At 55.3% G+C, this 24,172-nt stretch carries 26 protein-coding genes; 12 read left to right on the forward strand and 14 right to left on the reverse strand.

Annotation, left to right across the window (positions count from 1 at the left end):
* The first annotated feature begins 79 nt into the window (after window positions 1-79).
* Both K3T82_RS30515 and K3T82_RS30520 read left to right on the forward strand, forming a co-directional pair.
* Window positions 80-403: a PadR family transcriptional regulator gene (locus K3T82_RS30515; protein ID WP_220197288.1), complete on the forward strand. Its 324-nt coding sequence runs from the start codon at window positions 80-82 to the stop codon at window positions 401-403.
* Between the two features lie 59 nt (window positions 404-462).
* On the forward strand, window positions 463-1,731 hold the full coding sequence (locus K3T82_RS30520; RefSeq protein WP_220197289.1) for a hypothetical protein: 1,269 nt from the start codon (window positions 463-465) through the stop codon (window positions 1,729-1,731).
* 170 nt (window positions 1,732-1,901) lie between these two features.
* Here K3T82_RS30520 and K3T82_RS30525 read toward each other — a convergent pair whose 3' ends face one another.
* The 4 genes from K3T82_RS30525 to K3T82_RS30540 all read right to left on the reverse strand — a co-directional run bounded on the left by K3T82_RS30525 (window position 1,902) and on the right by K3T82_RS30540 (window position 7,433).
* Window positions 1,902-2,372, reverse strand: a complete 471-nt coding sequence (locus K3T82_RS30525) for a hypothetical protein (protein WP_220197290.1) — start codon at window positions 2,370-2,372, stop codon at window positions 1,902-1,904.
* 271 nt (window positions 2,373-2,643) lie between these two features.
* Entirely contained in the window at window positions 2,644-3,576 is a 933-nt protein-coding gene (locus tag K3T82_RS30530; RefSeq protein WP_220197291.1) for an NADP-dependent oxidoreductase, read from the reverse strand.
* Window positions 3,577-3,706: 130 nt separating this feature from the next.
* On the reverse strand, window positions 3,707-5,413 hold the full coding sequence (locus K3T82_RS30535) for a serine/threonine protein kinase (RefSeq protein WP_220197292.1): 1,707 nt from the start codon (window positions 5,411-5,413) through the stop codon (window positions 3,707-3,709).
* A gap of 355 nt (window positions 5,414-5,768) precedes the next feature.
* A complete protein-coding gene (locus K3T82_RS30540; RefSeq protein WP_220197293.1) occupies window positions 5,769-7,433 on the reverse strand; it encodes a serine/threonine protein kinase in 1,665 nt (554 codons plus the stop codon).
* Between the two features lie 261 nt (window positions 7,434-7,694).
* Between K3T82_RS30540 and K3T82_RS30545 the strand changes: the two genes are divergently transcribed.
* Together K3T82_RS30545 and K3T82_RS30550 are read left to right on the forward strand one after the other, a co-directional pair.
* A complete protein-coding gene (locus tag K3T82_RS30545) occupies window positions 7,695-8,753 on the forward strand; it encodes an acyltransferase domain-containing protein (protein ID WP_220197294.1) in 1,059 nt (352 codons plus the stop codon).
* Between the two features lie 109 nt (window positions 8,754-8,862).
* Entirely contained in the window at window positions 8,863-9,825 is a 963-nt protein-coding gene (locus tag K3T82_RS30550) for an ornithine cyclodeaminase family protein (protein ID WP_220197295.1), read from the forward strand.
* A gap of 36 nt (window positions 9,826-9,861) precedes the next feature.
* Here the strand turns inward: K3T82_RS30550 and K3T82_RS30555 are convergent, their stop codons facing one another.
* On the reverse strand, window positions 9,862-10,485 hold the full coding sequence (locus K3T82_RS30555) for a TetR/AcrR family transcriptional regulator (protein ID WP_220197296.1): 624 nt from the start codon (window positions 10,483-10,485) through the stop codon (window positions 9,862-9,864).
* 137 nt (window positions 10,486-10,622) lie between these two features.
* On the opposite strand from K3T82_RS30555, the gene K3T82_RS30560 reads away from it, so the two are divergent.
* Window positions 10,623-11,093 carry a nitroreductase/quinone reductase family protein gene (locus K3T82_RS30560; protein ID WP_220197297.1) on the forward strand — a complete coding sequence of 157 codons (471 nt, stop codon included), beginning with the start codon at window positions 10,623-10,625 and terminating at the stop codon, window positions 11,091-11,093.
* 20 nt (window positions 11,094-11,113) lie between these two features.
* Window positions 11,114-11,992, forward strand: a complete 879-nt coding sequence (locus K3T82_RS30565) for a TIGR03621 family F420-dependent LLM class oxidoreductase (RefSeq protein ID WP_220197298.1) — start codon at window positions 11,114-11,116, stop codon at window positions 11,990-11,992.
* A 62-nt stretch (window positions 11,993-12,054) separates the two neighbouring features.
* Here the strand turns inward: K3T82_RS30565 and K3T82_RS30570 are convergent, their stop codons facing one another.
* Both K3T82_RS30570 and K3T82_RS30575 read right to left on the reverse strand, forming a co-directional pair.
* Complete coding sequence (locus tag K3T82_RS30570; protein WP_220197299.1) at window positions 12,055-12,762, reverse strand: TPR end-of-group domain-containing protein; 708 nt, start codon at window positions 12,760-12,762, stop codon at window positions 12,055-12,057.
* Window positions 12,763-12,829: 67 nt separating this feature from the next.
* Complete coding sequence (locus K3T82_RS30575) at window positions 12,830-13,546, reverse strand: tetratricopeptide repeat protein (protein ID WP_220197300.1); 717 nt, start codon at window positions 13,544-13,546, stop codon at window positions 12,830-12,832.
* A gap of 382 nt (window positions 13,547-13,928) precedes the next feature.
* On the opposite strand from K3T82_RS30575, the gene K3T82_RS30580 reads away from it, so the two are divergent.
* Both K3T82_RS30580 and K3T82_RS30585 read left to right on the forward strand, forming a co-directional pair.
* Window positions 13,929-14,393, forward strand: a complete 465-nt coding sequence (locus K3T82_RS30580; RefSeq protein ID WP_220197301.1) for a hypothetical protein — start codon at window positions 13,929-13,931, stop codon at window positions 14,391-14,393.
* A gap of 82 nt (window positions 14,394-14,475) precedes the next feature.
* A complete protein-coding gene (locus K3T82_RS30585) occupies window positions 14,476-14,976 on the forward strand; it encodes a GNAT family N-acetyltransferase (protein ID WP_220197302.1) in 501 nt (166 codons plus the stop codon).
* Window positions 14,977-15,050: 74 nt separating this feature from the next.
* Here the strand turns inward: K3T82_RS30585 and K3T82_RS30590 are convergent, their stop codons facing one another.
* Together K3T82_RS30590 and K3T82_RS30595 are read right to left on the reverse strand one after the other, a co-directional pair.
* Window positions 15,051-15,908, reverse strand: coding sequence for a protein kinase domain-containing protein (locus K3T82_RS30590; protein WP_220197303.1), 858 nt, complete (start codon window positions 15,906-15,908; stop codon window positions 15,051-15,053).
* A 362-nt stretch (window positions 15,909-16,270) separates the two neighbouring features.
* The gene (locus K3T82_RS30595) at window positions 16,271-16,933 is read right to left on the reverse strand and encodes a DoxX family membrane protein (RefSeq protein ID WP_220197304.1); all 663 of its coding nucleotides are present in this window, start codon (window positions 16,931-16,933) and stop codon (window positions 16,271-16,273) included.
* Window positions 16,934-17,256: 323 nt separating this feature from the next.
* On the opposite strand from K3T82_RS30595, the gene K3T82_RS30600 reads away from it, so the two are divergent.
* Window positions 17,257-18,849, forward strand: a complete 1,593-nt coding sequence (locus tag K3T82_RS30600; protein WP_220197305.1) for an FAD-binding oxidoreductase — start codon at window positions 17,257-17,259, stop codon at window positions 18,847-18,849.
* 86 nt (window positions 18,850-18,935) lie between these two features.
* On the opposite strand, the gene K3T82_RS30605 is transcribed toward K3T82_RS30600, so the two are convergent.
* The 4 genes from K3T82_RS30605 to K3T82_RS30620 form a co-directional block, all read right to left on the reverse strand.
* Window positions 18,936-19,364 (reverse strand): nitroreductase family deazaflavin-dependent oxidoreductase, encoded by a 429-nt coding sequence (locus tag K3T82_RS30605; RefSeq protein ID WP_220197306.1) that lies wholly within the window; start codon window positions 19,362-19,364, stop codon window positions 18,936-18,938.
* 122 nt (window positions 19,365-19,486) lie between these two features.
* Window positions 19,487-19,843: an ester cyclase gene (locus tag K3T82_RS30610; protein ID WP_220197307.1), complete on the reverse strand. Its 357-nt coding sequence runs from the start codon at window positions 19,841-19,843 to the stop codon at window positions 19,487-19,489.
* Window positions 19,844-19,899: 56 nt separating this feature from the next.
* The gene (locus K3T82_RS30615; RefSeq protein WP_220197308.1) at window positions 19,900-20,319 is read right to left on the reverse strand and encodes a hypothetical protein; all 420 of its coding nucleotides are present in this window, start codon (window positions 20,317-20,319) and stop codon (window positions 19,900-19,902) included.
* A gap of 35 nt (window positions 20,320-20,354) precedes the next feature.
* Window positions 20,355-20,867: a pyridoxamine 5'-phosphate oxidase family protein gene (locus K3T82_RS30620; protein WP_220197309.1), complete on the reverse strand. Its 513-nt coding sequence runs from the start codon at window positions 20,865-20,867 to the stop codon at window positions 20,355-20,357.
* A gap of 118 nt (window positions 20,868-20,985) precedes the next feature.
* Here K3T82_RS30620 and K3T82_RS30625 point away from each other — a divergent pair, with 118 nt between their 5' ends.
* From K3T82_RS30625 to K3T82_RS30635, 3 genes are all read left to right on the forward strand, one after another.
* Window positions 20,986-21,612 (forward strand): TetR/AcrR family transcriptional regulator, encoded by a 627-nt coding sequence (locus tag K3T82_RS30625; RefSeq protein ID WP_220197310.1) that lies wholly within the window; start codon window positions 20,986-20,988, stop codon window positions 21,610-21,612.
* Between the two features lie 144 nt (window positions 21,613-21,756).
* On the forward strand, window positions 21,757-22,524 hold the full coding sequence (locus K3T82_RS30630) for a DUF6585 family protein (protein WP_220197311.1): 768 nt from the start codon (window positions 21,757-21,759) through the stop codon (window positions 22,522-22,524).
* Between the two features lie 52 nt (window positions 22,525-22,576).
* Window positions 22,577-23,155: an RraA family protein gene (locus K3T82_RS30635; protein ID WP_220197312.1), complete on the forward strand. Its 579-nt coding sequence runs from the start codon at window positions 22,577-22,579 to the stop codon at window positions 23,153-23,155.
* Between the two features lie 117 nt (window positions 23,156-23,272).
* On the opposite strand, the gene K3T82_RS30640 is transcribed toward K3T82_RS30635, so the two are convergent.
* Window positions 23,273-24,160, reverse strand: a complete 888-nt coding sequence (locus tag K3T82_RS30640; protein WP_220197313.1) for an SPL family radical SAM protein — start codon at window positions 24,158-24,160, stop codon at window positions 23,273-23,275.
* Between the last annotated feature and the right edge of the window lie 12 nt (window positions 24,161-24,172).

Genomic DNA, 24,172 nt, shown 5'->3' on the forward strand with positions numbered 1-24,172 from the left:
ATCCATGTGTTACTATTCAGTCACACTTACTAATTCTTACGATATACATTCGCACTATATAACAGATCAAGGAGTAACAATGGCCAGAGAAAAGAGCCCTTTTGAGTCGGGGCACTATTCCGATCCCTCGCTGCTGATCCTGTCCAGCCTGGCGAGCGGGGCGAAGCATGGGTATGCCATGATGGAAGACATCGCCGAGTTTAGCGGGACGAAGCTTGAGCCTGGTACGCTCTATGGGGCCTTGGCGCGCCTTGAGCGCCGGGGCTGGATTGAGCCGTTGCCTGCTGAGGAACGGAGGCGACCTTATCGTATTACCGCCGCCGGGGCTTCCGCCTTACGTGAGCAGATCGCCACGATGAGCCGTATTGTCGCCACTGGCTCCGAGCGCCTTTCGGCGATTTAACAGCGCCCGGCGAGCGCATTGACGTACGCTCGCCACACGATAGAAGCAAGGAAACGCATATGAGAGTCAATCGAACCCTACTCAAACTCTATCCGCGCACCTGGCGTGAGCGCTATGAGGATGAAATGCTCGCCGTGCTTGAGCAGCATGATGCAACACCAATGACATTGCTTGACCTGCTCTTCGGGGCCATTGATGCGCGTCTCGATCCCCACTACCGAAACCGACAGAGCCTCTTCGCCTCCCTGAGCCCCAGACAGATCGTTATCGCTTTCGTCACCATACTGGCGACCTTCACCGCTTCGCTCTTCCTCTGGCAAGCTCAATCGGTGGCATACACACAAGTCATTGATGTAGTAAAAATTGTGGGAACGCAGCCTGGAAGCAATCTCATGGGAATCGAAATAGGGTCGCCATATACCCAGTTTTCATGGTCTGATCCGGGTTTCCTGAGTAATAGTATGGCTATCTACTCGCTACATCTGGTATTCTTTTTGCTGTTAGCAGCCAATTTCTACTTTGTGCTCCGTATTATTAAGAGCTCATCCCCATCCAGGCGCAGAGCACGGGCCTTGCTCGCGGCAGCCTGCTTGCTCTTGCCTTTACTCTATATCCCTTTCGCGCATATCAGCTTCTTTCCCGCATTTGATACGTATGCCAATACCATTCTACCAACACATATATTCCAAAACGGCATTAGTATCTTTTTCGCGCGTTCGGCCATTATAGCCACTCTTGAGTTTATAGGGTGTGGGCTCTTCATTGGCTTGACAAGAGGTTGGGAGGCAATACGTGAACGTCGCAATGGGGTGCTGGTAGCGGTGGCACTGGTCGTGCTACACCCAGCACTGATTTACTTCCTGGGTGCATTCTTCAGAACAAATATTCTCAGCGACCTGCCCTCTGTTGTTAATCTTAGCCCTATAATATATCTGCAATACTACCTTTTGCCCTTCCTGGGCTTTGGCACGCTCTTACTCGCGCTTATGACGGATGAGTTAAGCAAGCCACTACTGCGTCGTTTCATGCGCTATACAGCGCTTTTCACGGCATTGCTCGCACTTTCCGCTTTCGCGACGTTGATCTGGAATATCCTCAGGCAGGCACAGATAGATGCACATTCGATACTTACAATATCCTACTATACAGCTAGCGGACGCATCATGAACAATCAGGGCTACCCATTCATGATTTCTCTAGGGCTGCTGACTCTGACCCTGACCATAGGGATTGGAGTGATGCTTGTGCGTGCCTCGCGCACCATCTCGTCCGCCACGCCGAAGGATGAGCAGAGCCAGCCTGAGATGATGCAGGCTCAAAGTCGGTAAGGCATTGAGCAGGGGTGGAACCGAGAAAGCTGGAATCGCCGCTCGCTAAAGCGGAGCGCCTGCATATGGGGATGCGGGAGTGGGGATATGCGGTTGCAATTGGTTGTTGAAGAAGTGATATGCAACCGCATATCTCCGCTTACTTAATGCTGTTAATACAAGAGTTCTGGTTACCAACCACCACCCCAGCCACCACCCCAGCCATAGCTCGGACCCCACCAGCCGCCTCCCCAGCCCCACCTGGGTCCCCACCAACCGCCTCCCCAGCCCCATCTGGGTCCCCACCAACCGCCTCCCCAACCCCATCTGGGTCCCCAACCGCCTCCCCAGCCCCATCTAGGTCCCCAACCGCCTCCCCAACCCCATCGCCCTCCCCAACCGCCTCCCCAACCGCCTCTCCAACCACCTCCCCAACCGCCTCTCCAACCGCCTCCCCAACCACCTCTCCAACCACCTCCCCAGCCGCCTCCCCCACCATACGGACCAATGCTACTTCTGTTCTCGGTTGCAGTTGTCTGAACCTTTGTAGGCACGATACTGGTCGCGGAGGCTTGGGGTGCCGTTGCCATAACGAAGGCGATGGCGATGACAGCACTGAGCAGAACCAGGCATAGGGTTTTACGCAGCACGAATAGATTCATAGCTTTGCCTCTTTCTGGTTTCTGAGCTCTGTAAATGTAGGCGCTAAGCCTTGGCTCGCGCCGGGCTACACTACGAGGAACACTTTCCAGGGGGCTATGTTGGTAAGATTTGATTGCTCAGTCAGGATTGATTCCTGACTAAGTTCAATTCATAGTCTAGCCCTCCTGAAAAGCATCACCATTCGCTTCGCACGCTTATCGTCCTGGGGTTTCTCCGAAGAACAATGTACCAGGGTGCTCAGGCTGAGGGGTCACGATGTATGGGGAGTGATCAGGGATGGAGGACGATACGGGCGCGTCCGTGCCCATGCTGGCTAAGTTCGTGGGCGGCATGCACCTCAGCCAGGGGGAAGACACGTCCGGCAAAGGCTCGCACATGACCTTCGGCAATCAGGCTGGCGATCTCGCTCAGATTGGCGCTGGTGGTGTTACCGCTAAAGAAACCGGCCTGGATACCTCGCGCGCTTGCCTTCTCTGACGATGGCTCGGCGTTGATAGAGATAAGTTGTCCACCGCGCTTGAGGGTGTCAAAAGAGCGCTCAAGGGTGTCTCCACCAATGGTGTCGAAGACAAGATCGAGGTCGCGCACGACTTGCTCAAAGGGTGTTGTGGTGTAGTCAATCACTTCGTCGGCTCCAAGCGAGCGCACGAAGTCGATGTTGGAGGTTGAAGCCGTAGCGTAGACCCGCGCGCCCTTCCAGTGGGCGAACTGGACGGCGAAGAGACCGACACCACCTGCCGCGCCGTGGATAAGGACACTCTGTCCCGCCTGAAGCTGTCCCCGCTCAAAGAGGGCCTGCCAGGCGGTCGTAGCCCCACCCGCAATGGTCGCGCCCTCGTCAAAGCTGAGGGCTTCCGGCTTAAGAGCAAGTGTACTGACCTTCGAGGTTGCGTACTCGGCATACGCGCCGTGCTCGCTCTGGCCAAAGACAGCATCGCCCGGCTTGAAGGCAGTCACGCCAGGACCAACAGCCTCGACGGTTCCAGCGAGGATGCTACCAGGGATGTAGGGAAACTGGGGGGTATAGAAGCTCTGAAACATACCTTCGCGGATCTTCCAGTCGGCGGGCACGACCCCTACCGCGTGTATCCGTAGAAGTACTTCTCCTTCACCCGCTTCGGGTCGGGGCACCTGTTCAAGCTTGAGTTGCTCAGGTCCACCATAGCTATAGACACGAACAGCCTGCATGGTTGAGTTTGTCATGGAACGCTATATCTTTCTTTTCTTGACTTCTGACCGTACATCGCATTGATACTGCATCCAGTATAGAAGATGAACGGCAATAGTCAAGCATGGTAAAACACCATCATGCCATAAAATGAATTGCTAGCCACTACGATGCCTTGTTCGTCTTGCCATTAAAGAGATTGGCGGCAAGGAGAGCAGCAATAAGCACAACAAGAGCAATCAGGCCACTACTATCATAGGTCCAGTTATCGGTAACTTCCTCGACGATATGCTCAATGATAGTTGAGAGCTGAGATAAGGTGTTATCGGCATACAAGAGCTCACTTCTCAGTCCTGAACTGTAAAATAAACGTGTAAAGTAGGCACCAGCCACATAGACTACCCAACCAGCGAAACTTGTGGACACGGCGAGAACTATATCGAGAAAGCGACGATAGTTGCCATGCGTTTTCAGGAAGGCCAGCGAGGCCACAAAGGCCATGGCAGTGAAGCGCATAATAAACGAAATAGCTACTTGGGAATTGTCGTTATAATATATGGCGTTTGTCAGCATAGTAGTGAGCGCGGTCAGCATCCCAACCCAGGGTCCATACTTGGTAGCAAAGAAATAGGCCAGGGCAAAGGAACCGGCAAAGAGGAGTGCTTCCTGTTGTTCGTCAGGAGATCGAACGCCAATATAGGCCACAATGAAACTGAGAAGCACACCAATCAGCATAGCCGTCAGTTGGATACGCGAAAGGGTCCAGGCGCTTGGGCGTCGCTCGGGCGTCGCTAGCCCCTGAGGGGTAGAGGATGGTTCCCCCCGCTGACGCGCGTTGTCAGGCGGCGTGAAGGCGGCAGGAGGGGTCACATTACGCTGTAATTGAGCGTGGGATGGTACTGGCTGCGGGGGCGTCGCATGCTCCTGCGGCACCGTGGCGGCTTGCTGCAAAGAGACAGGCTCGTTCGATTGAGCAGGCGCAGGAGGCCGATTCGGTTGCACGAGGACGGTTGGATGATGAGGTGAAGAGACGTTGTAGGTTGGTGGCGTCGGAGACTGCCCCTGGCTCGCCTGCTCTAGCGCATTGGCGAAAGCTTTAATACTCCCGAAGCGCTGATGATAGTCCTTCGCTAAGGCGATGTTGACGACCTGCTCAACCTGCGGCGAAATATCGGATACCTGTTCGCGCATCGGCGGAACGGTCGCGAACATATGCTGCGTACACAGTTCGGTGAACGAGCCATTGAAGGGTCGCACGCCCGTCAACCACTCATAGACCACAATGGCGAGCGAGTACTGATCGCTGGCGGATCGCGGCTTCCCCTGGATCTGCTCTGGTGACATATAGGCGACGGTCCCGATCACGTCCTGGGTGTTCTGGTAGCGCGAGCTTTGTGCCACCAGCGCGATCCCAAAATCGCTGAGCAGGACATCGCCCTGGCGACCCAGCAACATATTTTCGGGCTTGATATCTCGATGGATCAGGCGTTCATCATGCGCGTGTTGCAGCGCGGCGGCAGTCTGTTTCACATAGGGAAGGATCGTGTTGAGAGGCAGGCGCGTCCCTCGGGGGTGCTTCTGGCGCAGCGTCCCTCGGGGTGCGTAGTCCATGACGAGGAAGGGCACCTGCTCAGCAATCCCGAAGTCGAGCACACGGATGATGTTGGGATGGACCAGGCGCGCGATGTATTGCGCCTCGCGCTGAAAGCTTTCGGTATCGTCCTGCCCCGAGAGTTGGGCGTGCAGGACCTTGATGGCGGCGGGCGTCTTGAGATAAACATGCTCGCCAAGGTAGACCTCCGCGAACCCTCCCTGCCCGAGCAATTGTGTCAGGGTATAGTTCCCCAATTGCTTCCCGATAAGATTAGCCACAATGCATCCTCTTGTTCTCTAAACTATTGTAAGTGTTTCTCAATCCTGCCTTAATATACACTCAATAATAATACGTTGTTAGTAGCTATTTTCCTGGTAAAGAATAAATTACCCGCTGTGTATTGTAGAGTATCAGTTGAGGCTCGTCAAGAAAGGGCGTGCCACTGCTCAAGCGACGCGGCTACATATCGGGCTTTTCGGGGAGGGGAATACAGCATCGGGGAGAGGAATGCCACTGCTAAAGCGATGTGGCTACGTATGAAAAGGGAAAATGAGTATTAGCGACGCGACTATCATGGTTACGCGGGCATATATCATCGTGTACACGACAAAATATGCCCGCTCTCTGGCGCGATTAGCGCTTTATACCCGACTTGCTGAAACGATTGGCGATCAGGAGCATGATGACGAGCAGGACCAGGGAAAAAATGCCACTATTCGTGGCAACATAGCTACTGCGGGAATATATATAGCTGATACCAACGACATAGAGGAGCAAGCCCGCGAAGCTGGTCCCAACCGCGAGAGCGAGAGCCCCAAAGCGGCGATAGTTGCCAAGCGTGCTCAGATAGGCCAGTGAGGCCACGAAGCCCATCGCGGCGTAAAGGATGCCGTAACTGTAATATAAACCGGAGCCATTGATCATGATGTCCGTGACCAGGATAGCGACCCCGCTCACCAAAGCGACCCAGGGGCCAAACTTTGTCCCGAAGAAAAAGAGGAGTGCGATAGCAGTGGCAAACAAGTAGTTGAAAACGAAACTCGAGATGTAGACATCAAAGTACCAATTGCTGCCAATGTATTCCAGAATGGAAGTGAGAATCACCGCAACTACCATAGCCGTGATCTGTGGCCCCCTGAGACCCCAGGGATTAGGGCGTCGCTCCGGGGTGGCTTGCTCCTGGGGAGTAGAGGGTAGTTCTCCCTGCTGACGTGGTTTGTCAGGCGGCACGAAGGCGGCGGATGGCGTCACATTACGCTGTAGTTGGGCATGCGATGGTACTGGCTGCGGGGGCGTCACATGCTCCTGCGGCACCGTGGCGGCTGGCTGAGAGGGCGTGGCGTGCTCCTGAGGCGCGACGGCGGCTGGTTGAAAGGGAGCGCGCTCGCCCGAATGAGCAGGCTGGTTAGACGAGTTCGGGGGCGGGAGAATGACGGGATTATGAGGTGAAGAGACATTATAAGGTGGAGGGGTGGTTGGCGCTTGCCCCTGGCTCGCCTGCTCTAGCGCGTTGGCGAAGGCTTTGACGCTGCCGAAGCGCTGATGGTAGTCCTTCGCTAAGGCGATGTTGACGACCTGCTCAACCTGCGGCGAAATATCGGGTACCTGCTCGCGCATCGGCGGAACGGTCGCGAACATATGCTGCGTACACAGTTCGGTGAACGAGCCATTGAAGGGACGCACACCCGTCAACCACTCATAGACCACAATGGCGAGCGAGTACTGATCGCTGGCGGATCGCGGCTTCCCCTGGATCTGCTCTGGTGACATGTAGGCGACGGTCCCGATCACGTCCTGGGTGTTCTGGTAGCGCGAGCTTTGCGCCACCAGCGCGATCCCAAAATCACTGAGCAGGACATCACCCTGGCGACCCAGCAGCATATTCTCGGGCTTGATATCCCGGTGGATCAGGCGTTCATCATGGGCATGTTGCAGCGCGGCGGCGGTCTGTTTCACATAGGGAAGGATCGTGTTGAGAGGCAGGCGCGTCCCTCGGGGGTGCTTCTGGCGCAGCGTCCCTCGGGGAGCATAGTCCATGACGAGGAAGGGCACCTGCTCGGCAATTCCGAAATCGAGCACACGGATGATGTTGGGATGGACCAGGCGCGCGATGTACTGCGCCTCACGCTGAAAGCTTTCGGTATCGTCCTGCCCCGAGAGTTGGGCATGCAGGACCTTGATGGCGGCGGGCGTCTTGAGATAAACATGCTCGCCAAGGTAGACCTCCGCGAACCCTCCCTGCCCGAGCAACTGCGTCAGGGTATAGTTCCCCAATTGCTTCCCGATAAGATTAGCCACAATACACCCTCTTGTTCTCTATTCCAGCATAGACGTTCTTCAAACATGCCTTGAGACACAGTTACTATTAGCCCATTATTGGTAGCTTGCTTCTTATAAAGAATGAATTGCCTGCTATGTATTGTAGAGTAAAAGAGAATAGGCGTCAAGAAGGAAAAGGGGCAACCAGACCTCCCATAAATTGACAGGAAGCAGACAGTAAGGTAGGGTTATAAGCAGTGAATTATGTAAATTGATAGATAAGGATATGTGGTATCAGTTATGCAAGATCAATCACAAACCAATAAGTATGGATATATGAAAAATGACTTGTTGAGCGCGGCGGCAGTCCAGGCACGTTTGGGCCTGGATGATACCTTCAGCCCTCTACTGCTGGAATTGGAGGCTGAGGGTGCGCCACAGGCACCAGTACAGCTACCCGCAATGAGTGAGGTTGAAGCCCTCTTCGAGCGCTTGGGTATCGCGCCCGCCGACGCGGCTGAGATCATCGAGCACTGGCCCTCACCGGAGCGAACGCCTGAACTCTGGTGGTTGCTAGAGCGCTGTCATCAGCAACTTGTAGCGCGCATGGACAAGCCAATTACCACGCCGCGTCAGTCCTGGCGTATGCTGCCGGAGTCCCTGGGGACGGCTGGCAGGCTCTTCTATGTCTATGTCTTCCTGGCGACCCTTCCCGCTGTACAGGCTCTGCACCAGGAGCGTGGGATTCCCGCCGAAGTGGTCCAGGCGACCCTCGCGGACCTTGGCGAGCATCTCGCGATCCATCGACGCATTTTTGGAACAGCAGGTCTCGATGTGCCTGAGTGGTTCACGCTCCACTTCCGAGGCATCCTCTATCGGCTCGGTCGCTTACACTTTGAGCGCTGGCGCTTCTCTTCCAAATGGCCCATTTATGACAGACCTAACGATCCCTCATGGCCCACTCCCGGCGCTCCCGCGCTCTCGCTTCACATTCCTGAGTCCGGGGGTTCTATCTCACCCGCCGCGCTTGACGAGGCGCTTGGGCTGGCACGTGACTTCTTCGCTCGCTACTTCCCCGAAGAGGATTATCACTTTGCGCGCTGCTCTTCCTGGCTGCTCGATCCCCAGCTCGCGGAATATTTGCCCGCGACCTCCAATGTGGTCCAGTTTCAGCAACGCTTCCACCTTGTGCCAGGAATAATCGCGAGCGACGATGACGACGTAATGCGCTTTGTCTTCAGGCGCTTCAAACCTGATCTCAATGAACTACCCCAGCGTACCACGCTCGAACGGGCCGTTGTGGCCCATCTGCGCACAGGAAAGCACTGGCAAGGTCGCGCAGGCTGGTTCGCATTGTAAGACATAGAAATGGCTCGGTCTGAAGAGCGCGATTGGCTCTTGTATCGTGAGGCTTGCTCTGCAATGATGGCAGAAAGGTTGCTTATCAAAGAGAGAGGATAGAGAAACCATGACGATGCTTCTGACGCGCACAGAGATCGAGCCACTGTTACACCTACCTAGCTTACTGCCACCTTTACGCGCGGCCTTCGCCTCCTACTCGCTAGAGCGTTCAGTGCCAGCCTTACGAGTGCGCTCCTCCCTACCAGGGCAGGAGACAGCAAGCGCGATGCTCATCTTTCCTGGGTTGGTCCCCACTATCCCGGCCTATACCGTCAAGGTGCATGCCAAGTATCCCGGCCTTCAACCTGCACTCAAGGGTGTACTACTGCTACACGACCTGGAGAACGGCTCCCTGCTAGCGATTATGGACTCAACGGCGATTACTGCTGTGCGCACAGGATTGGCGGGCGCGCTCGCCGCTGACGTGCTAGCTCGACCAGGCGCCGAGAGCGCCGCGATCATCGGCGCGGGCGTTCAGGGGCGCCTCCAATTGCGTTGTCTGACCCTTGTGCGCTCGCTAAAACGAGCATGGGTCTATGATACGATCAAGCGGAATACGGAGAGCTTCGCAGCGGACATGGAGGTTGAACTGGGTATACCTGTCATGATCGCTTCTTCGCCAGAAGAGGCAGCACGCGAGGCCGATATAGTCGTCACCTCAACATGGGCAAGCCAGCCATTTCTCTTCGCCGGGATGGTGCAACCAGGAACACACATCACAACTCTCGGGCCTGACGAACCAGGCAAGGTAGAGGTCGCGGCGGATCTCTTACGCTCAGGCCTTTTCGTGTGCGATGACCGTGAACTGGCGTTAACAATGGGTGCGGTCGGCAATGTGGGCCTGGGTCGCGAATCCATTCACGCGGAACTGGGCGAGATCATCGCCGGGCAGCGCGTGGGTCGGAGCAGCCCCGAGCAGATCACCATCTTTGGAGGCGTCGGACTGGCCTTCCAGGATCTGGTAGCATGTTGGCATGTCTATCAGGCAGCCCAGCAGCACACCCATCTCTCTCTCGACTTTCTCTCCTAACCAGCAACCCCATAGGCGCTACCATACGTCTCGTACTCACGACTTGTACGCCATGTCGAGGGTCGCGAGTGCCAGGCGTTGGATGAGGGGTGCGACCTCTTCCAGGCTGCGTTCAGGACCAGCCAGAGTATCAAAGCTCTCGAAGCTCGTCAGGGTAAGCATGACGGCGATGGTTTCGGCGACAGCTTCAGCACTTGGAAAGGGACGCTGTTCATGAACGCGCTGGATAAGCACAGTCAGGCCTTTCTGCCGCCAGCTATCGCGCTCGCTTATAATCTGTCCAAATTCGGAGTCGAGCGTCGCCACGGCGCGCAAGCGGCGCGTGACCAGCCGATCAGTGTCGTAGAAATGGCCGAAGACGGCGATATAGCGTTTGAGAGCCTCAAAGGGGTCGGCAAGCTGAAAGGCACCACCAAGCGACTCCATCTTCCCATTCGCCGCCAGAGTATCGCATAGAGCCTCAAGCAGCCCAACGCGCGAGCCAAACTGGTGATAGACGGTCATGCGCGCAACATCGGCCCGGCGCGCGACCAAGTCGATAGAGAAGCGGCTGAAACCGTCGTTCTCCATAAGCAGTTCACGCGTCGCCTCAATGATTCGGCCTCTCGTCTGTTCTATTGCCGCCTGACGCTGCCCCAGGCGATAAGGTCGTGGACTCATAGGACTTGACACCTCACGAAATTGATTGTATATTCTGTCTAGCTAAATATTCATTGGACAGAGTGTCTATATAATAATAGGTACCAAGGCCGCTGTAAAGAGCCAGAGCTCACACGGCAGAGAGGAAGTCCTGTAATATGCAAGCCACACCATCAACCAATCAGGCATCCTATCGCCTTATACAGGCGATCTTCAATCCTATCGCACGCACAGTATTACGTTCGCCACTACATGGATTACTGGATAGTCAACTGCTGGTCATTTCATTTACAGGCCGCAAGAGCGGCAAGCTTTATAACATCCCGATTGGCTATGCGCGACTCGACGCTGATGCACTGCTAATTGGAGTTGGTGGTAGTTGGTGGAAGAACCTGCGAGGTGGAGCAAAGGTAAAGGTGGCGTTAAAGGGGAAGGTGCGATCCGGTATGACAGAGGTTGTCACCGGGGAGGAGGAGGCCGCAGACCTCTATACGCACATGCTGGCTCAGACGCCAACCCAGGCTCGCTTCGCGCATATTAAAGCCGAGGCCGATGGACGTCCGAACCGTGAGGATTTGCGCCGAGCACTTCAAGGCGGTTTTGCCCTGGTAAAGATACATCTACAATAGTAGTGAAGGAGAGCATTTTTATGGCTACACCATTTCGTTTTGGGGTCGTCACAGGCGGGGAGGCCAGTCGCGCGGCCTGGATTGACTTCGCGCGCCGGGCTGAAGACCTGGGTTATTCCAGCCTGCTCATGCCCGACCGCATCATGCTGCCCCTCGCGCTCTTCCCGGCGCTGACCATAGCCGCCGAGGCTACGACCACGCTGCGCGTCGGGAGCTATGTCTTCTGCAACGACCTGCGCCATCCCGCTATTCTGGCGAAGGATGCCGCAACGCTCGATCTCCTCTCTGATGGTCGCCTGGAACTGGGTATCGGCGCGGGCGTGGGACCCGACGATTACGAGCGGCTAGGCATTCCCTTTGAGTCGGCGGGTACACGTGTCGGGCGCGTTGAGGAGGCGGTACAAATTATCAAGCGGCTCTTTACGGAGGAGCGCGTGAGCTTCGAGGGCAAATACTACACTCTCAAGGACGCGCCCGGCACACCCTCACCCACTCAGAAGCCTCACCCACCAATCTTTATTGGAAGCGCCGGACGTCGCCTGCTAACCTTCGCCGCGCGTCATGCCAACTGTATCGCGCCCAATCTACGCTGGGGCCAGCCCGGCACACAGGACGCCACGCTTGAAGAGAAGATTGGCTGGATACGCGAAGCGGCAGGCGAGCGCTTCGCGCACATAGAACTCTGCCAGGTCGCTTACGACATTGAGCTGACCGATAGCTCTGCACCAATCGGTGATCGCACTGGCGGACCCCGCATGCCCATGCGCAAGATGAGTACCGAGCAGGCCATAGAACATCTACTAGAGGGACGCGAGCGCTATGGTTTCTCCTACATCCAGGTCTCCAGCGCGCAAATGGAACACTTAGCCCCTGTCATTGCTCGTCTCGCCGGAAAGTAGAGGAGTGAAATGAAGAGGGGGAGTCGTTGCGGACGCAATGGCTCCCCCTCTTTAGATAAAACTCATTGCTTGCGTAAGGCGGCTAGATCGGGATCGCTCTTGGCGTGCTCTTCGAGATTGGGATTGAGAGCGATTGCTTCCTGTAAGAGTGCATTTGCCTTCGTGTACGGGTTTAGTTTCGCGTAGAAGCAGGCCAGATTATAGAGAAAATCCCCTTTCGACCACTCCGGCAGGTCAGACTGTAGGACTCTCTCAGCACACCGCTCGCGGATCTGAATGGCTCGCAGGAGATCGTTACGGTCGGCATAGTACTGCACAAGATGCTCCTGGTCATGCTCATAGCAACCATTCAGGAAGTCTCTATACAACGGACTGCCACCAGTAATCGAGGCGAAACGTTCAGGGTTAGTTAGATCTTCTTCGCTCAGTTCTTCATACAGGGCGATGAGTTCGGCGTAGGTCTGCTCAGATTCGGTGTAGACCTCAGACCAGGGGCGATACCTCTGATCCTCAAAGACCATCTCGTTCAGCTCTTCTGCGCTTTTCTCGCGCGGCGGCATCTCCTGATGCGACTGGAAAGACCTTATTTGGTGAATGAGATCACGATGCCAGAATGTTCGATGCACAAAATGATCTTTGGCGGACCAGAGTTCCGAGGTCCCAACCGCATTGCGCTCGCTCTCGCTGAGCTCTTGTACAAAGACTTCCGCTTCATGATGACCCTGGCTCAAGAGGTCGAGGATAAGGGCCTTATAAGAGTGTGCGACCATTGTAGTCCCCTTTCGCATGGTTTATAACAAAAAACACCCTATTGAGAAGCATTTCATAGAAAGCAAGCTAGGCTGATTGTTCATATAAGGCAGCCAGTTCAGGATCTTCCTCTAACCACTCTTTGACATCAGGCTCAAAGGCCAATGCTTCCTGTAAATGAGCGATAGCTTGCTCGCGCTGATTCTGCTGCGCGTAAATGCTAGCCAGTCTAAGGAGGAACCACCCTTTCACCCAGGCAGGCGCGTCGGTCTGAACGACTCGATTGGTACACTGCTCACGAATCTGTAGCGCTCGCGAAGGATCTTGTCTCTCGGAATAATACTGCATGAAATGCTCTAGAAGGTGCTCATAACCATTGCCCAGGAAAGCCGTAAAGAGCGGAGAGCCTCCTGTAACGATGCGGAAGCGCTCAGAATCCATCATATCCGCTTCGCTGACACGCTCGGCTAACTTGATGAGGTCAGCATATACTTGCTCAAAGTTGGCGTGAATCTCTAACCAGGGGCGATATTGGTTTTCCCTGAACACTCGCGCATTCATCTGGTTAACGTCCGCTTCGCGCGGCGCTACCTCCTCCTGCTGAAGGACGCCGATTACCTTTTGGATAAGGTTCTGATGGAGACAGTAGGTCATATGCGCCAGATGATCTTTCGCCGACCAGAGTTCCGGCGTCCCAATGGCGTTGCGTTCGGTCTCGTCGAGCGCCTGCGCAAACTCGACGGCATCGCGCTGGCTCTGTCGCAAAAGATCGAGGATGATGGTCTTCATCGACTGTGTAGTCATAGATATCCCCTTTTCCGCATGTTTCGCTACAACAACTTCGCTAGTGAGTAGTATCTCACGAAAAGCGGTCAAGGTTGACCCTGTTACCTGGCGAGATTGTGAGTTTCTCGAATCTCATCATAGACAAGGTGTTGAGGAATATCTGGGAGCGTTTGGAGGGCAGCGGGAAGAAAGGCAGGATAGAGCGCGATAGTACTCCTATCTAAAGGATTGCATGAATTTATACAGCAAGGTATGCTAAAGTTCCAGGTTTATCATACTTATTCCTTATCCGAAAATCTGAGCGCTTTGCGCTAGCCGCGACAGCGGCGTTGGTTTTTCGCATAAGACCTTATTTTCAATAATCTCAAGATACCTCTTCCACATGAAGAAGGAGACAAGGATGCAAGCACAAACTGGGGGCGCACAAGCGCGCAAGCTTCTCACATGGGGGTTGATCGCTCTCGCCATCGCAATTATCAGCATACTCGCGGAGGTACCCCTCTCGATGGGGGGCAATCAACTCAAACACGTCACAAGCGAGGGGATAGCGGACCCTCAACCTGACGCGCCAGTTACCTGCGATGGCAAGCCCATGAAGACCAGCGATATTTGCGAGCTACAAATCACCACGAATGGCTCAACCTCAAAGATCGACAAGACGTATGACGCGCAGAAGAAGGTCCAGAGCGATAATCGCATTAACGCGATTGTGGAGCAGAAGAACAAGGCCATAGATCAGCAGGAGGAGATCTACAACGCGATAGGGATTCCCCTGAGTATTGTCCTGCTCGTAAGCTTAATTACTGGTATCACGCTGCTCGTGAAATATTTTAATGCCCAGCGCAAAGCCAGAGCCATTGCATAATCAATCCCGACAAAAAGACGGCTCAAGCACAGAGCAAGGAGTATAATATGGCGAACCAAGTACCAATAAAGGAAGACTATTTATGAAGATCCGTATGCTCTGTGAGTCTGATGCCGGGGCATTCCTCCAACTCAGGAAACTGGTCAACGAAGAAACAACTTTTATGTTGCGTGAGCCTGATGAAAACGCTATGCTTGCACAGCAACAACTAGAACAATTTCTAAGCCAACCTCCACATGATCATCTGCTCATCCTTGTAGCTGAACACGATGAGCGACTGGTTGGGTTTCTGATTGGGGAACGAGGAGTGCGCCATCGCAATAGGAGCCGCCTTGGCATCGTGGTTGGCATTTTGCAAGCTTTTACAGGACAGGGAATTGGAACTCAGCTTTTCAGGGCAATGGAAGACTGGGCGCATCAACAAGGCATCCTGCGCCTAGAGTTGACTGTTATGACCCACAATCAAGCCGCAGTTACACTCTACACGAAATGTGGTTTTGAGATTGAGGGTACGATGAGACGTACGATGTTGATCGATGGCGACTATATCGATGAGTATATGATGGCAAAACTCCTCTCTTGAGGCTAATTTGTGGAGAAGGTTTGAGACCGGTATATCCGGAGAGCGTCATCGCCAGTGAAGGCGCTCCCCGGATACTATTGACCGCGCAGAGTCCGCAGTGTCCACCCCACCTCCGCCATGAGCGGACGGTACTCGGGGCGCGAGTCCCGCATCGCCTCTATGAGCTCACATAGCGCCATGGGCAACGAGGGCGAGTCCTCGCTTCCCTTGCGCCACAGCTCACTGGGCGCGAATACCTTGTGCCCGAGGAGCGAATCGAGGAGGACTCCACCCAGACCATAGACATCAGCCTGAGGTGTTAGCGGCTCTTGAGACGCTGACAGCCCTTGTCCTCGAACAACCTCCGGTGGCACGTGCCCATACATGGTGGCCCAGATTTTCAGCTTGAGACGCATGGCGCTGATCCACTGCTCCCGGCGAAGGTCGCGCTTCCTTGCCCGCCTGATCAGACCCGCATCGACGAGACGGATCGTCCTATCGGGAACAACCATGATGTTTCCCGGATGGGTATCGCGATTGATCACCCCAGCCGTGTGCAGTGCTTCCAGTTGTTCCGCGAGCTGGACGCCGTAGTCAAGCACGCGTTCCACAGGGAGAGGCCCGTCATTGAGGAGTTCCATCAGGCTCTCACCCTCAATGAACTCCATGACGATGCCCAGCAGCCTGTTCTGTCTGATGATGCCGATAGGCTTCGGGAACACTCCCAGAGGGGCAAGTTCCTGAAGGAGCTTGAATTCCTCTTTGACGATGAACTCGTACTCCTCCTCCCCTGAGTATAGATTCTGAAACTTGGCGGGGGTTCGCAGTAGCAACTTGACTGCTACCTCACGATCTTTCAAGGTATCATACGCCCTATAGACGCTGCCAAATACCCCGGACCCAACCAACATCTGGTATATCCGAAAGCGACCCTTCGCCAGCATGATGGCCATATAAACTCCCTAAATTGGAGAAACCCTGGGCAAAACGCTCACTTTCTACGATCCCGCGCAAGTGCATCGTGTTGGATGCCTGCTGCTGGGATTGGATCTCGCACGCAGTACTAGCCAATCTCTTCCGGTTCACTCTCCGCGCACACGCTTTCGCAAGCTAGCAGCGGAGTGAGCGAGAACAACCACTCCATAGGCTGCACTTCAGAGCGGTTGCCTCTTCTGAGAAGAACTTGACCACTCTCATGCTGATGACGTTTCCATCACTCGCAACCAGAGCAGCCCTTCCTACCCAGAAATAACTTATAAGCATAATATACACAAACAAGCTACCAAGGTAAAGTGGAAACGTTCTCTATTTCGCATCAACTCCGGTCGGCCCAGGCAAGCTTGTGCTCGCGTGCGCGCCAGCCTGATTGGGGTATCTTATCGAGTCCGATGCGTGGCAGGAGAAGGGGAAGGAGAATACGGTCCCCACCAAGATAGCCCGCGACACGCCAGGCTAGAATGAGCAGGACCGCCGCGATGGCAAGCGTCGGGTTAATACTGATGGTACCCGCGAAGAGATAGTTCAGGTTCATAAAGAGGCCGAAGAGGGCTGCAAGGCCCGTGAAACAGCCGAAGATAAGCCCCAGCCCCACCAGCACTTCGCCAAAGGTGACCAGATATGTGAAAATCTCAGCTTGGGGCAGCACAAAGCCATGTAGAAGGGCCGCATACCAACCCTGGACGCTGGCATGTTCGCCCCCTGCCTTCTGAAGCGCACCCAGCAGGAAATGCCGCAAGGCGTCACCCGTATGCGCGTTGAAGACCCACGCGCCACCAGGGGCAGGCTTAACGGGCGCGTCGAGGCTAAAGCTATAGCCAGTGAGCTTGGTCAGGCCCGCGCTTAACCAGACGTAACCGATATAGAGGCGCAGGGGCAACCAGAGCCAGGAGAGGCGCACATCGCGGAAGAGCAGACGCGCTAGCGGCAACTGAGGGGCCGCGTCGACGCGATAGGGTTTCTTTAAAATGCTGACTTTCATAATAATATAGCACTCCTTATATATATATAATTGTGTAGACTCGCATTTCGAGCCTTATTATCATCATACAAATCACGCCGAAAATCTCTTGGAGGCTTGTCAGCACTCATCATGGAATGGTCTATATAGTCGGGTAAAGTACCAGGGGGATTTGCATGAGTTTCAAAGGGCGAGAGGGTGAAGATGATGCTGCGCGCGTGGGCTTGAGAAAAGGGTTAAAGAGCTATTGCCGAGACGATTTGACTCCGCTTCACGTTCTTATAGATAAGCTACTACTTTTATTCATATGAATACATAGTTATACAATAGGAATAGTCAAACCTATGTCAAAATTCAGCCCCTTGCACAGTATTGATCGACGAAGCTTTATCGCCTTGGGAGCCGGGGGACTCTCGGCTCTGCTGGTCGCCTGTGGTGGAACGGACGCGCCAGTAAGCACATCAACCCCCACACCTTCACCCAGTCCGACCCAACCGCCTAAGCTAACGAATAGCGAGTGGAAGCGCCTGGGACAGAATCTCAAGGGTGAACTTGTACGCCCAGATAGCTCAAAGTACGAGACCGCGCGCCAGTTGTTTAATCCGCGCTTTGACGGCATCAAACCCGCCGGAATCGCCTACTGTACCTCGGTAGACGACGTTAAGACCTGCCTCTCCTTCGCCAAACGCTTCAATCTGCCCTTCACCCCCCGCTCAGGTGGGCACTCATACGCGGGTTATTCGACGGGGACCGGGCTGATCATCGATATGACGCGTGTAAACAAGATCGATGTCAACGCAGGTGGCGGGACCGCGACCATCGGTGGGGGCGCGCGCCTGATCGACGTCTACTCGGCATTAACGGACCAGGGTGTGATCATGCCCGCTGGCTCCTGCCCTACCGTGGGCGTGGCAGGGCTGACTATGGGCGGAGGCATCGGCGTGCTTGGGCGTAAGTATGGCCTGACCTGTGATAATCTGCTCTCCGCCCAGGTCGTGCTAGCGGATGGACGCGTCGTAACCTGCGATGAAAATAGCGAGCCGGACCTCTTCTGGGGGCTACGCGGTGGTGGTGGCGGCAACTTCGGCGTCGTGACCTCCTTTACCTTCAAGGTCCAACCCCTGACCTCCGTGACCCTCTTTACGCTTGGTTGGGCCTGGGAGCACGCGGCAGACGCCTTCGATGCCTGGCAGAACTGGGCCCCCCAGGCTCCGGACGAGGTCTGGTCCAACTTCCTCTTCCTCGCCGACAAGAACTCGGGTCCACTCGCGCGCGTCAATGGCGTCTACGTCGGCGACGAGGCAGGCGCGAACGCCCAGTTACAGCAACTTATAAATCAGATCGGGATAGCACCGACGAGCAACTCGGTCTTCCAATCGGGTGTACTCGACGCCATGCTCTACGAGGCTGGCTGCTATGGCAAGAGCGTTGAGCAGTGCCGCCTGCCCAGTATGGACCCCCAGGGGCAGATACAGCGCGAAATCGACATCGCCAAGTCCCACTACTTCAGCAACAAGCTACCGCGCGCAGGCATCGACGCCCTGGTAAACGCCATTAACCAGAGGCAGAATAACGGGAGCTTCGTCGGAGGCGGCATCGGCATCGACGCCTATGGTGGTGTGATCAACCGTGTAGCGAAGGATGCCACAGCCTTCGCGCACCGCGACGCGCTCTTCGCGGCCCAATATACCGCGACCTACGAGCCGGGCGACGCCGATGACCTTGTGGCGGCGAATCGCTCCTGGCTGAAGGATACCTGGCAAGCTATGAATCAACATGCCAACGGCACCGCCTACCAGAATTACATCGATCCCGACCTGGACAACTGGCAGCAAGCCTACTATGGCGACAACCTGGCGCGCCTAAAGCATGTCAAAGCCAGCTACGACCCCAACAACTTCTTCCACTTCGCCCAGAGCATCCCGCCCGCGAAATAGTGCTGCTGCTGAAGCGACGCGGCTACATATGGAGCCCCATCGCTTCAGCAGCCCCCCATATGTAGCCGCGTCGCTTCAGCAGCAGCTCAACCCAACGGCTTCAGAATCACCACGGGAATCTTGCGCGTAGTGCGCCTGGAATATGTCTCCCACACGGAATTCTGAGCAATCAACCGGGGCCACAACTGAGAATACGCCTCCGGTTCAGCCACGGTTGCCAGCGCGGTTAGCTGACGGCTTCCAATTTGGATATGTACATGCGGGTCGCTGAGAATGTTATGATACCAACCTGGATTACGATCTTGTCCGCCATTACTGGCTACGACTACATAATTATCGCCATCCGGCATATATTGCAAAGTATGGCTGCGCTTCTCACCAGACTTGCGCCCAGTCGTATGGAGCACCAACATCCCCATCTTTCCCAGGCGACTCCCGATCCGCCCATTACTCTTTTCATAGACCCAGGTCATCGTGCGATCAGCCAGAGTCACCATAAAATCAGACAAAGCCATCAAAAATACCTTTTTCTTCCTATACTGAATGAACGTTGCGCATCCAACTTTATAAATTATCACTTCCCATTCTCTACAAATCACTCCCTGAAGAGAAACTATTTTCCCCTATTAAAGGGTTGCTAGCCTTCGCGCTCGGTGCCGGTCCACCATTCGACCATCTGGCCTTGCATGAGGCGCGCGAACCAGAGCACATGCGAGATGAGCAGGCTGGATTGCTGGGTTCGGCGGATGGTGCCGCGTAGGGCGACCATATCACCCTCGCCTATCATGAACTCTATGCTGATATGGAAGTCGGGGAAGGCTTTGCGCGTCGCGGCTAACGCTTGCTTGACGCTCGCGAGACCCACTACCTCCGGGTGCGCGTAGTCGATGTAGCCCGGCGCAAGAACCTCGTCGGCTATCGAGTCGTCGCCCGTGTTCCACATCTCTATATAGCGTCGCACGACGGCTTTGTTAGCTTCTTCGTTCTTACTCATCTTTCATATCTTTCTCGCCTGGGAGGTTATCCGCTTTCCAAACATTCAGATCAGGTCTATTTCGTCTCTCGCAGCCTTGACCAACCAGTATATCCCCTGGTGAGAAGATAGGCTACGCACGTGATCACAGCCAAACTCCCATCGAAGATCAGAATGGTCTGGGCATCCGCCACCCCTCGACCGAGAAGCACAAAGCCGGTTATGCCCAGAGCAGCTTTGTCTAATATGGCCAATTCCCAGATGCCAGGATACTTACGTGGCCAGAACGCCAGAAGCACATAGATACCGGAGAAGACGAAGAAGCCATACATACGCCAGATCTCTACCACCTGTGTGGCTGGATGTGCCGTGGCAAGCGAGGTGATGGAAGTCACGAACGAGATGAACGCGCCTATTGCTGCAAGCAGCATCAGGCCAGTTGCGACCCTATCGCGCCATGTCGCGACGGTCCCGGTAGAAGCCTTTAAAGAAACCATTATTCCTCCTTTTTTCCAGGTCTATTTGGAAGCCTTTAGAACGGGCTGCGCATGTAGCGCAAGGTTTGGGGGCGTATGCGCAGAGAGACCGGGGCCGCTTCTGCCGCGCGTGCGAGGCTCATGCCCAGGCGCGCGAAGTAGTCTCGGTACTTCTCCACCCAGGCGGGACACTCGTTGGATGGGGGATCATCGCGGCTTACGGACGCCTCGCCGGTCATGACGAGCAGGTCAGCGTCATGGCCCATCTCAAAATGGAGTCCCACATGCGGGTTGCGCGCGATATGCTCCAGACGATCACGCTCCCCCTGCGGCGCGCTATAAGTGAGCAGCGTGCCTCGCGCCTCATCCCATACGAAAGCGACCGGGAGCGCGTGCGGGCTTCCTTCCTCATCGACGGTCGTGAACCAGATAGTTTGCTCGTCGCGCAAACGCTTGAGAATGCGCTGCCCATCGGGCGTGGTGGCATCGGGTAGCGCAAAGGGTACTTCCCGATGCCGGATGGCCTTCTCAAACTCTGGCTTCTCGGAGGCTAAATGCTGGTCGGCCATATCTACTCCCTTCAACTGGTCGTTAACGCGAAAATGCCTTGCGTTAAGCATACCATGCCTGCCTGCCTAATGCAAGTTTTTCTTGCGTTAAGGGAGAGAGTGAGGTATACTGGTCACTATGAACACACATAGACCTGACGCCTTAGAGGGTATGGAAAGCGGTGAAGAGGGGCCGCGCCGCCGTCCGGGCGGGCGGAGCGCTCGTGTCCAGGCGGCGGCATATGATGCCGTAATCGCGCTAGTGCAGGAGCGTGGCTATGAGGCGTTGAGTCTCGCCGCCATCGCAGAGCGTGCCGGAGTGCATGAAAGCTCGCTCTATCGGCGCTGGGGAACACGTGAGCAACTGCTGCTCGACGCCATATCCAGTCGGGCGGCTCGCGAGGTACCCATACCTGATACGGGCGCGCTACGCTCTGACCTCATAGAATTGTTGCGCCTGGTGAGCACCTTCCTTCAGACCGCTGAGGGGCAGGCCCTTGTACGCACGGGTGTCGCCACCGCGCATATCCCTGCCTTTCGGACCTTCCACCAGGAGTACTGGCAGCAGCGCCACATAGGCCTACACACCCTCTTCCAACGCGCCATTGAGCGTGGTGAGCTTGCCCCCGAAACGGATTGCCAATTGCTTCTGGAAACCCTCATCGGGGTCTTCTATGTGCGCGCCTTCCTCCTGGCAGAACCACTTCCCGAGATACTACCGGAACGCGTCGTCGATCTTATCCTGCCCGGTGCGCAAGGTAGATAAAACAATATCCACATCCCCTGCCCTCACGGCTCTATCACCCTCTTTTACCAATCGTACTGCCATACGTTCTATCAAGTGAAAGCCATAGCAGAGCTTCATTGGGCTGACCACCCATATCATTCATTATCGCAGGGAGCGCGCACTATGAAACAATCGGCCTTCCCATCCCATATTCGCAGCGAAGCGGACGCCTATAACCTCGGCACGCCGCTCAGGGTGTATCGTAACAAGTTGCCGCTTATAAGCGGTTGCCAATTCTTAGTTTACCCCTTGTTATTGGGGTTAATAGCATTAATGAATTATCATTACTATCCAGATTACAGCTCTGATCCAAGGTGGTGGCCTATGTTTTTTATGTGTGCAATATGCATCATTGGCGCGGTAATCAGCTTCCGAGCAGCCATTTTGGAACGTAACAAACGCCTGTATCTCTGTAGCGATGGCTTGCTCTTTCGCGATGGCGGCAATAGCGAGACAATACGCTGGGATGAGGTGGAGGAGGTCAAACTGATTGGGAATGCTTATACCGGGCAGGCTTTGGTGCTCCTGGCGAGGGATGCAAGCCTGTTTCGAACCTCACATTCATCATGGGGCTTTACCTATATAAACAAGGTGTTCTGGAACGCTATTGAAGATGCGCTCTTGCCCTATCTCTTGCCGCGAGCACTTGAACGTTTGGAGCGCGGTGAGGAAATTGTTTTTGACGCGTCAAGATTTGGTGTGACCACTCTTGACAAGCAGCAGATCAAACATGAAGGACGTGTGAGTATGTTGGGCGTGATAGAGGATGTTAGCGCCATTGGGGGTCGCCTGTGGCTCAGAATGGATGGGGTGTGGAAGCGACCGCGAGGGCGCGTCGCCAATGCCCGGCTGTGCGCGGCGCTGATCCGGCATTGCATTACCCACTCATGAAAGATATACTCGGCAAGTAAGCAAATACTTTATGAGAAGGGTATACGGTTTTATGCAAAAGTTTCCTGAGTGGTTGAACGCGACACTGGCGTCAGACGCGAGCGAGGGTGAGGGAGTTCTCCCCAATAATATTCTTCCTCTACAGGCTAATTCGCTGATTGTGGGTCCAGCGGCAGTGGCGCTGATGAGTCAGGATGAGAATCTATCTGTAAACAAGGTATTGCAAAATCTGCCCGCGCCTGGTACAGTTCTGGTTTTCGCGGGTGGGAGCGCATCATCCAGGGCGACTCTCGGTGGCTTGATGGCGCTGGAAATGCAGAATGGTGGGATCGCGGGTCTAGTTACTGATGGGCTTGTCCGCGATTCACGCGAGATTCGTGAGATGGGCTTCGCGGTCTGGTGTCGCGGTGTTACGCCAATCGCGCCAAAGAAGAATGGACCAGCCGTCATAGGTGGCATGGTCTCGATTGGCGGCAAGATTATCCGCGATGGTGATCTGGTGATCGCCGATGATGATGGGGTGGTAATCTGGCCTCAAGAGCGGATCGCGGAGCTTATGGCGAAGGCTGAAGCACGCCTGAAATCGGATAACGAACGTTTGGCACGTTTGCTGGCTCAGAGAGGGAAATAGCTGCCGCCGCTGCTAAAGCGACGCGGCTACATATGCATGGTATTTGTTACCTTTACCATATGTAGGCGCTCAGCTTTAGCGAGCACTTTACCCGCCGACGCTGCTGAAGCGACGCGGCTACATATGGGGGAGGGTATGGCGCTGGTTGATGGGAGGAATGCCGTTGAAACCAGCGTTGCTCCAGGCGATTTCGCAGGTGTGTGGGTTTGCCTGAGTTTGCAGATAGGCATAGAGCTTATGTGCGTCGCTGGTCTCGGACCAGTCGGGGACGGTCGCGGCATAGGTGCTATGGGAGGTACGCCGTCCCCCGGAGCCATCGCCATCCACGACGGTATCGACGACGATTCGCCGCGCGCCGCTGGTGAGCAGACTTTGCCCAAAGGCTTCCACACTACTAAAAGGCAGGCATGGGCTGACGGTGATCTGAGCCTTGATGCCGCTCTCACTCGCGGTTCGCACTACTTCCCTGCGCGCTGCGAGGGCTGGTCCCCCACGTAGGCGCTTGAGATAGGTCTGGTCGTCGGTCTCAATGGTCATGGAGAGCCAGGCGTAGGGAATCTGGCGCAAGAGTGGCAGGTCGCGCTCGACGAGCGGCGAGCGAGTTTGTACAACGAGCAGGTCGAGGTCGGGATAGCGCGCGAAGACTTCAAGGCACTGGCGCGTAGCCTGGTGCTTCCGCTCAAGTGGCTGATAGGGATCGGTGGTACTGCTCATGAAGATGCGCAGTTTGCGCCTCGTCTCCGGCTTCATCTTCCCCAGGGCACGGTCTAGCAATTCGGCGGCGTTAGATTTGACCTGTACCGCCTCTCCCCAGGCTGCACCGCCTCCGCCAAAGGTCCAGTTAGGCAGGAATTGAGCATAGCAATACATACCACACGTAGTCTGCCCAAAGCCACACCCCAGGTAGGCCGAGAGCGCGTGTGTGAAGGGATAAGGTCCTGCCGCGAGGAAGCCGTTACGCTGTGGTGTTAAGATGCTCTTCACATCCTTTGAAGTCGTCTGCATAGAACTATTGTA

Origin of the sequence: Ktedonospora formicarum (assembly GCF_016587355.1) — a bacterium.
In the GTDB taxonomy this organism is placed as follows: domain Bacteria; phylum Chloroflexota; class Ktedonobacteria; order Ktedonobacterales; family Ktedonobacteraceae; genus Ktedonobacter; species Ktedonobacter formicarum.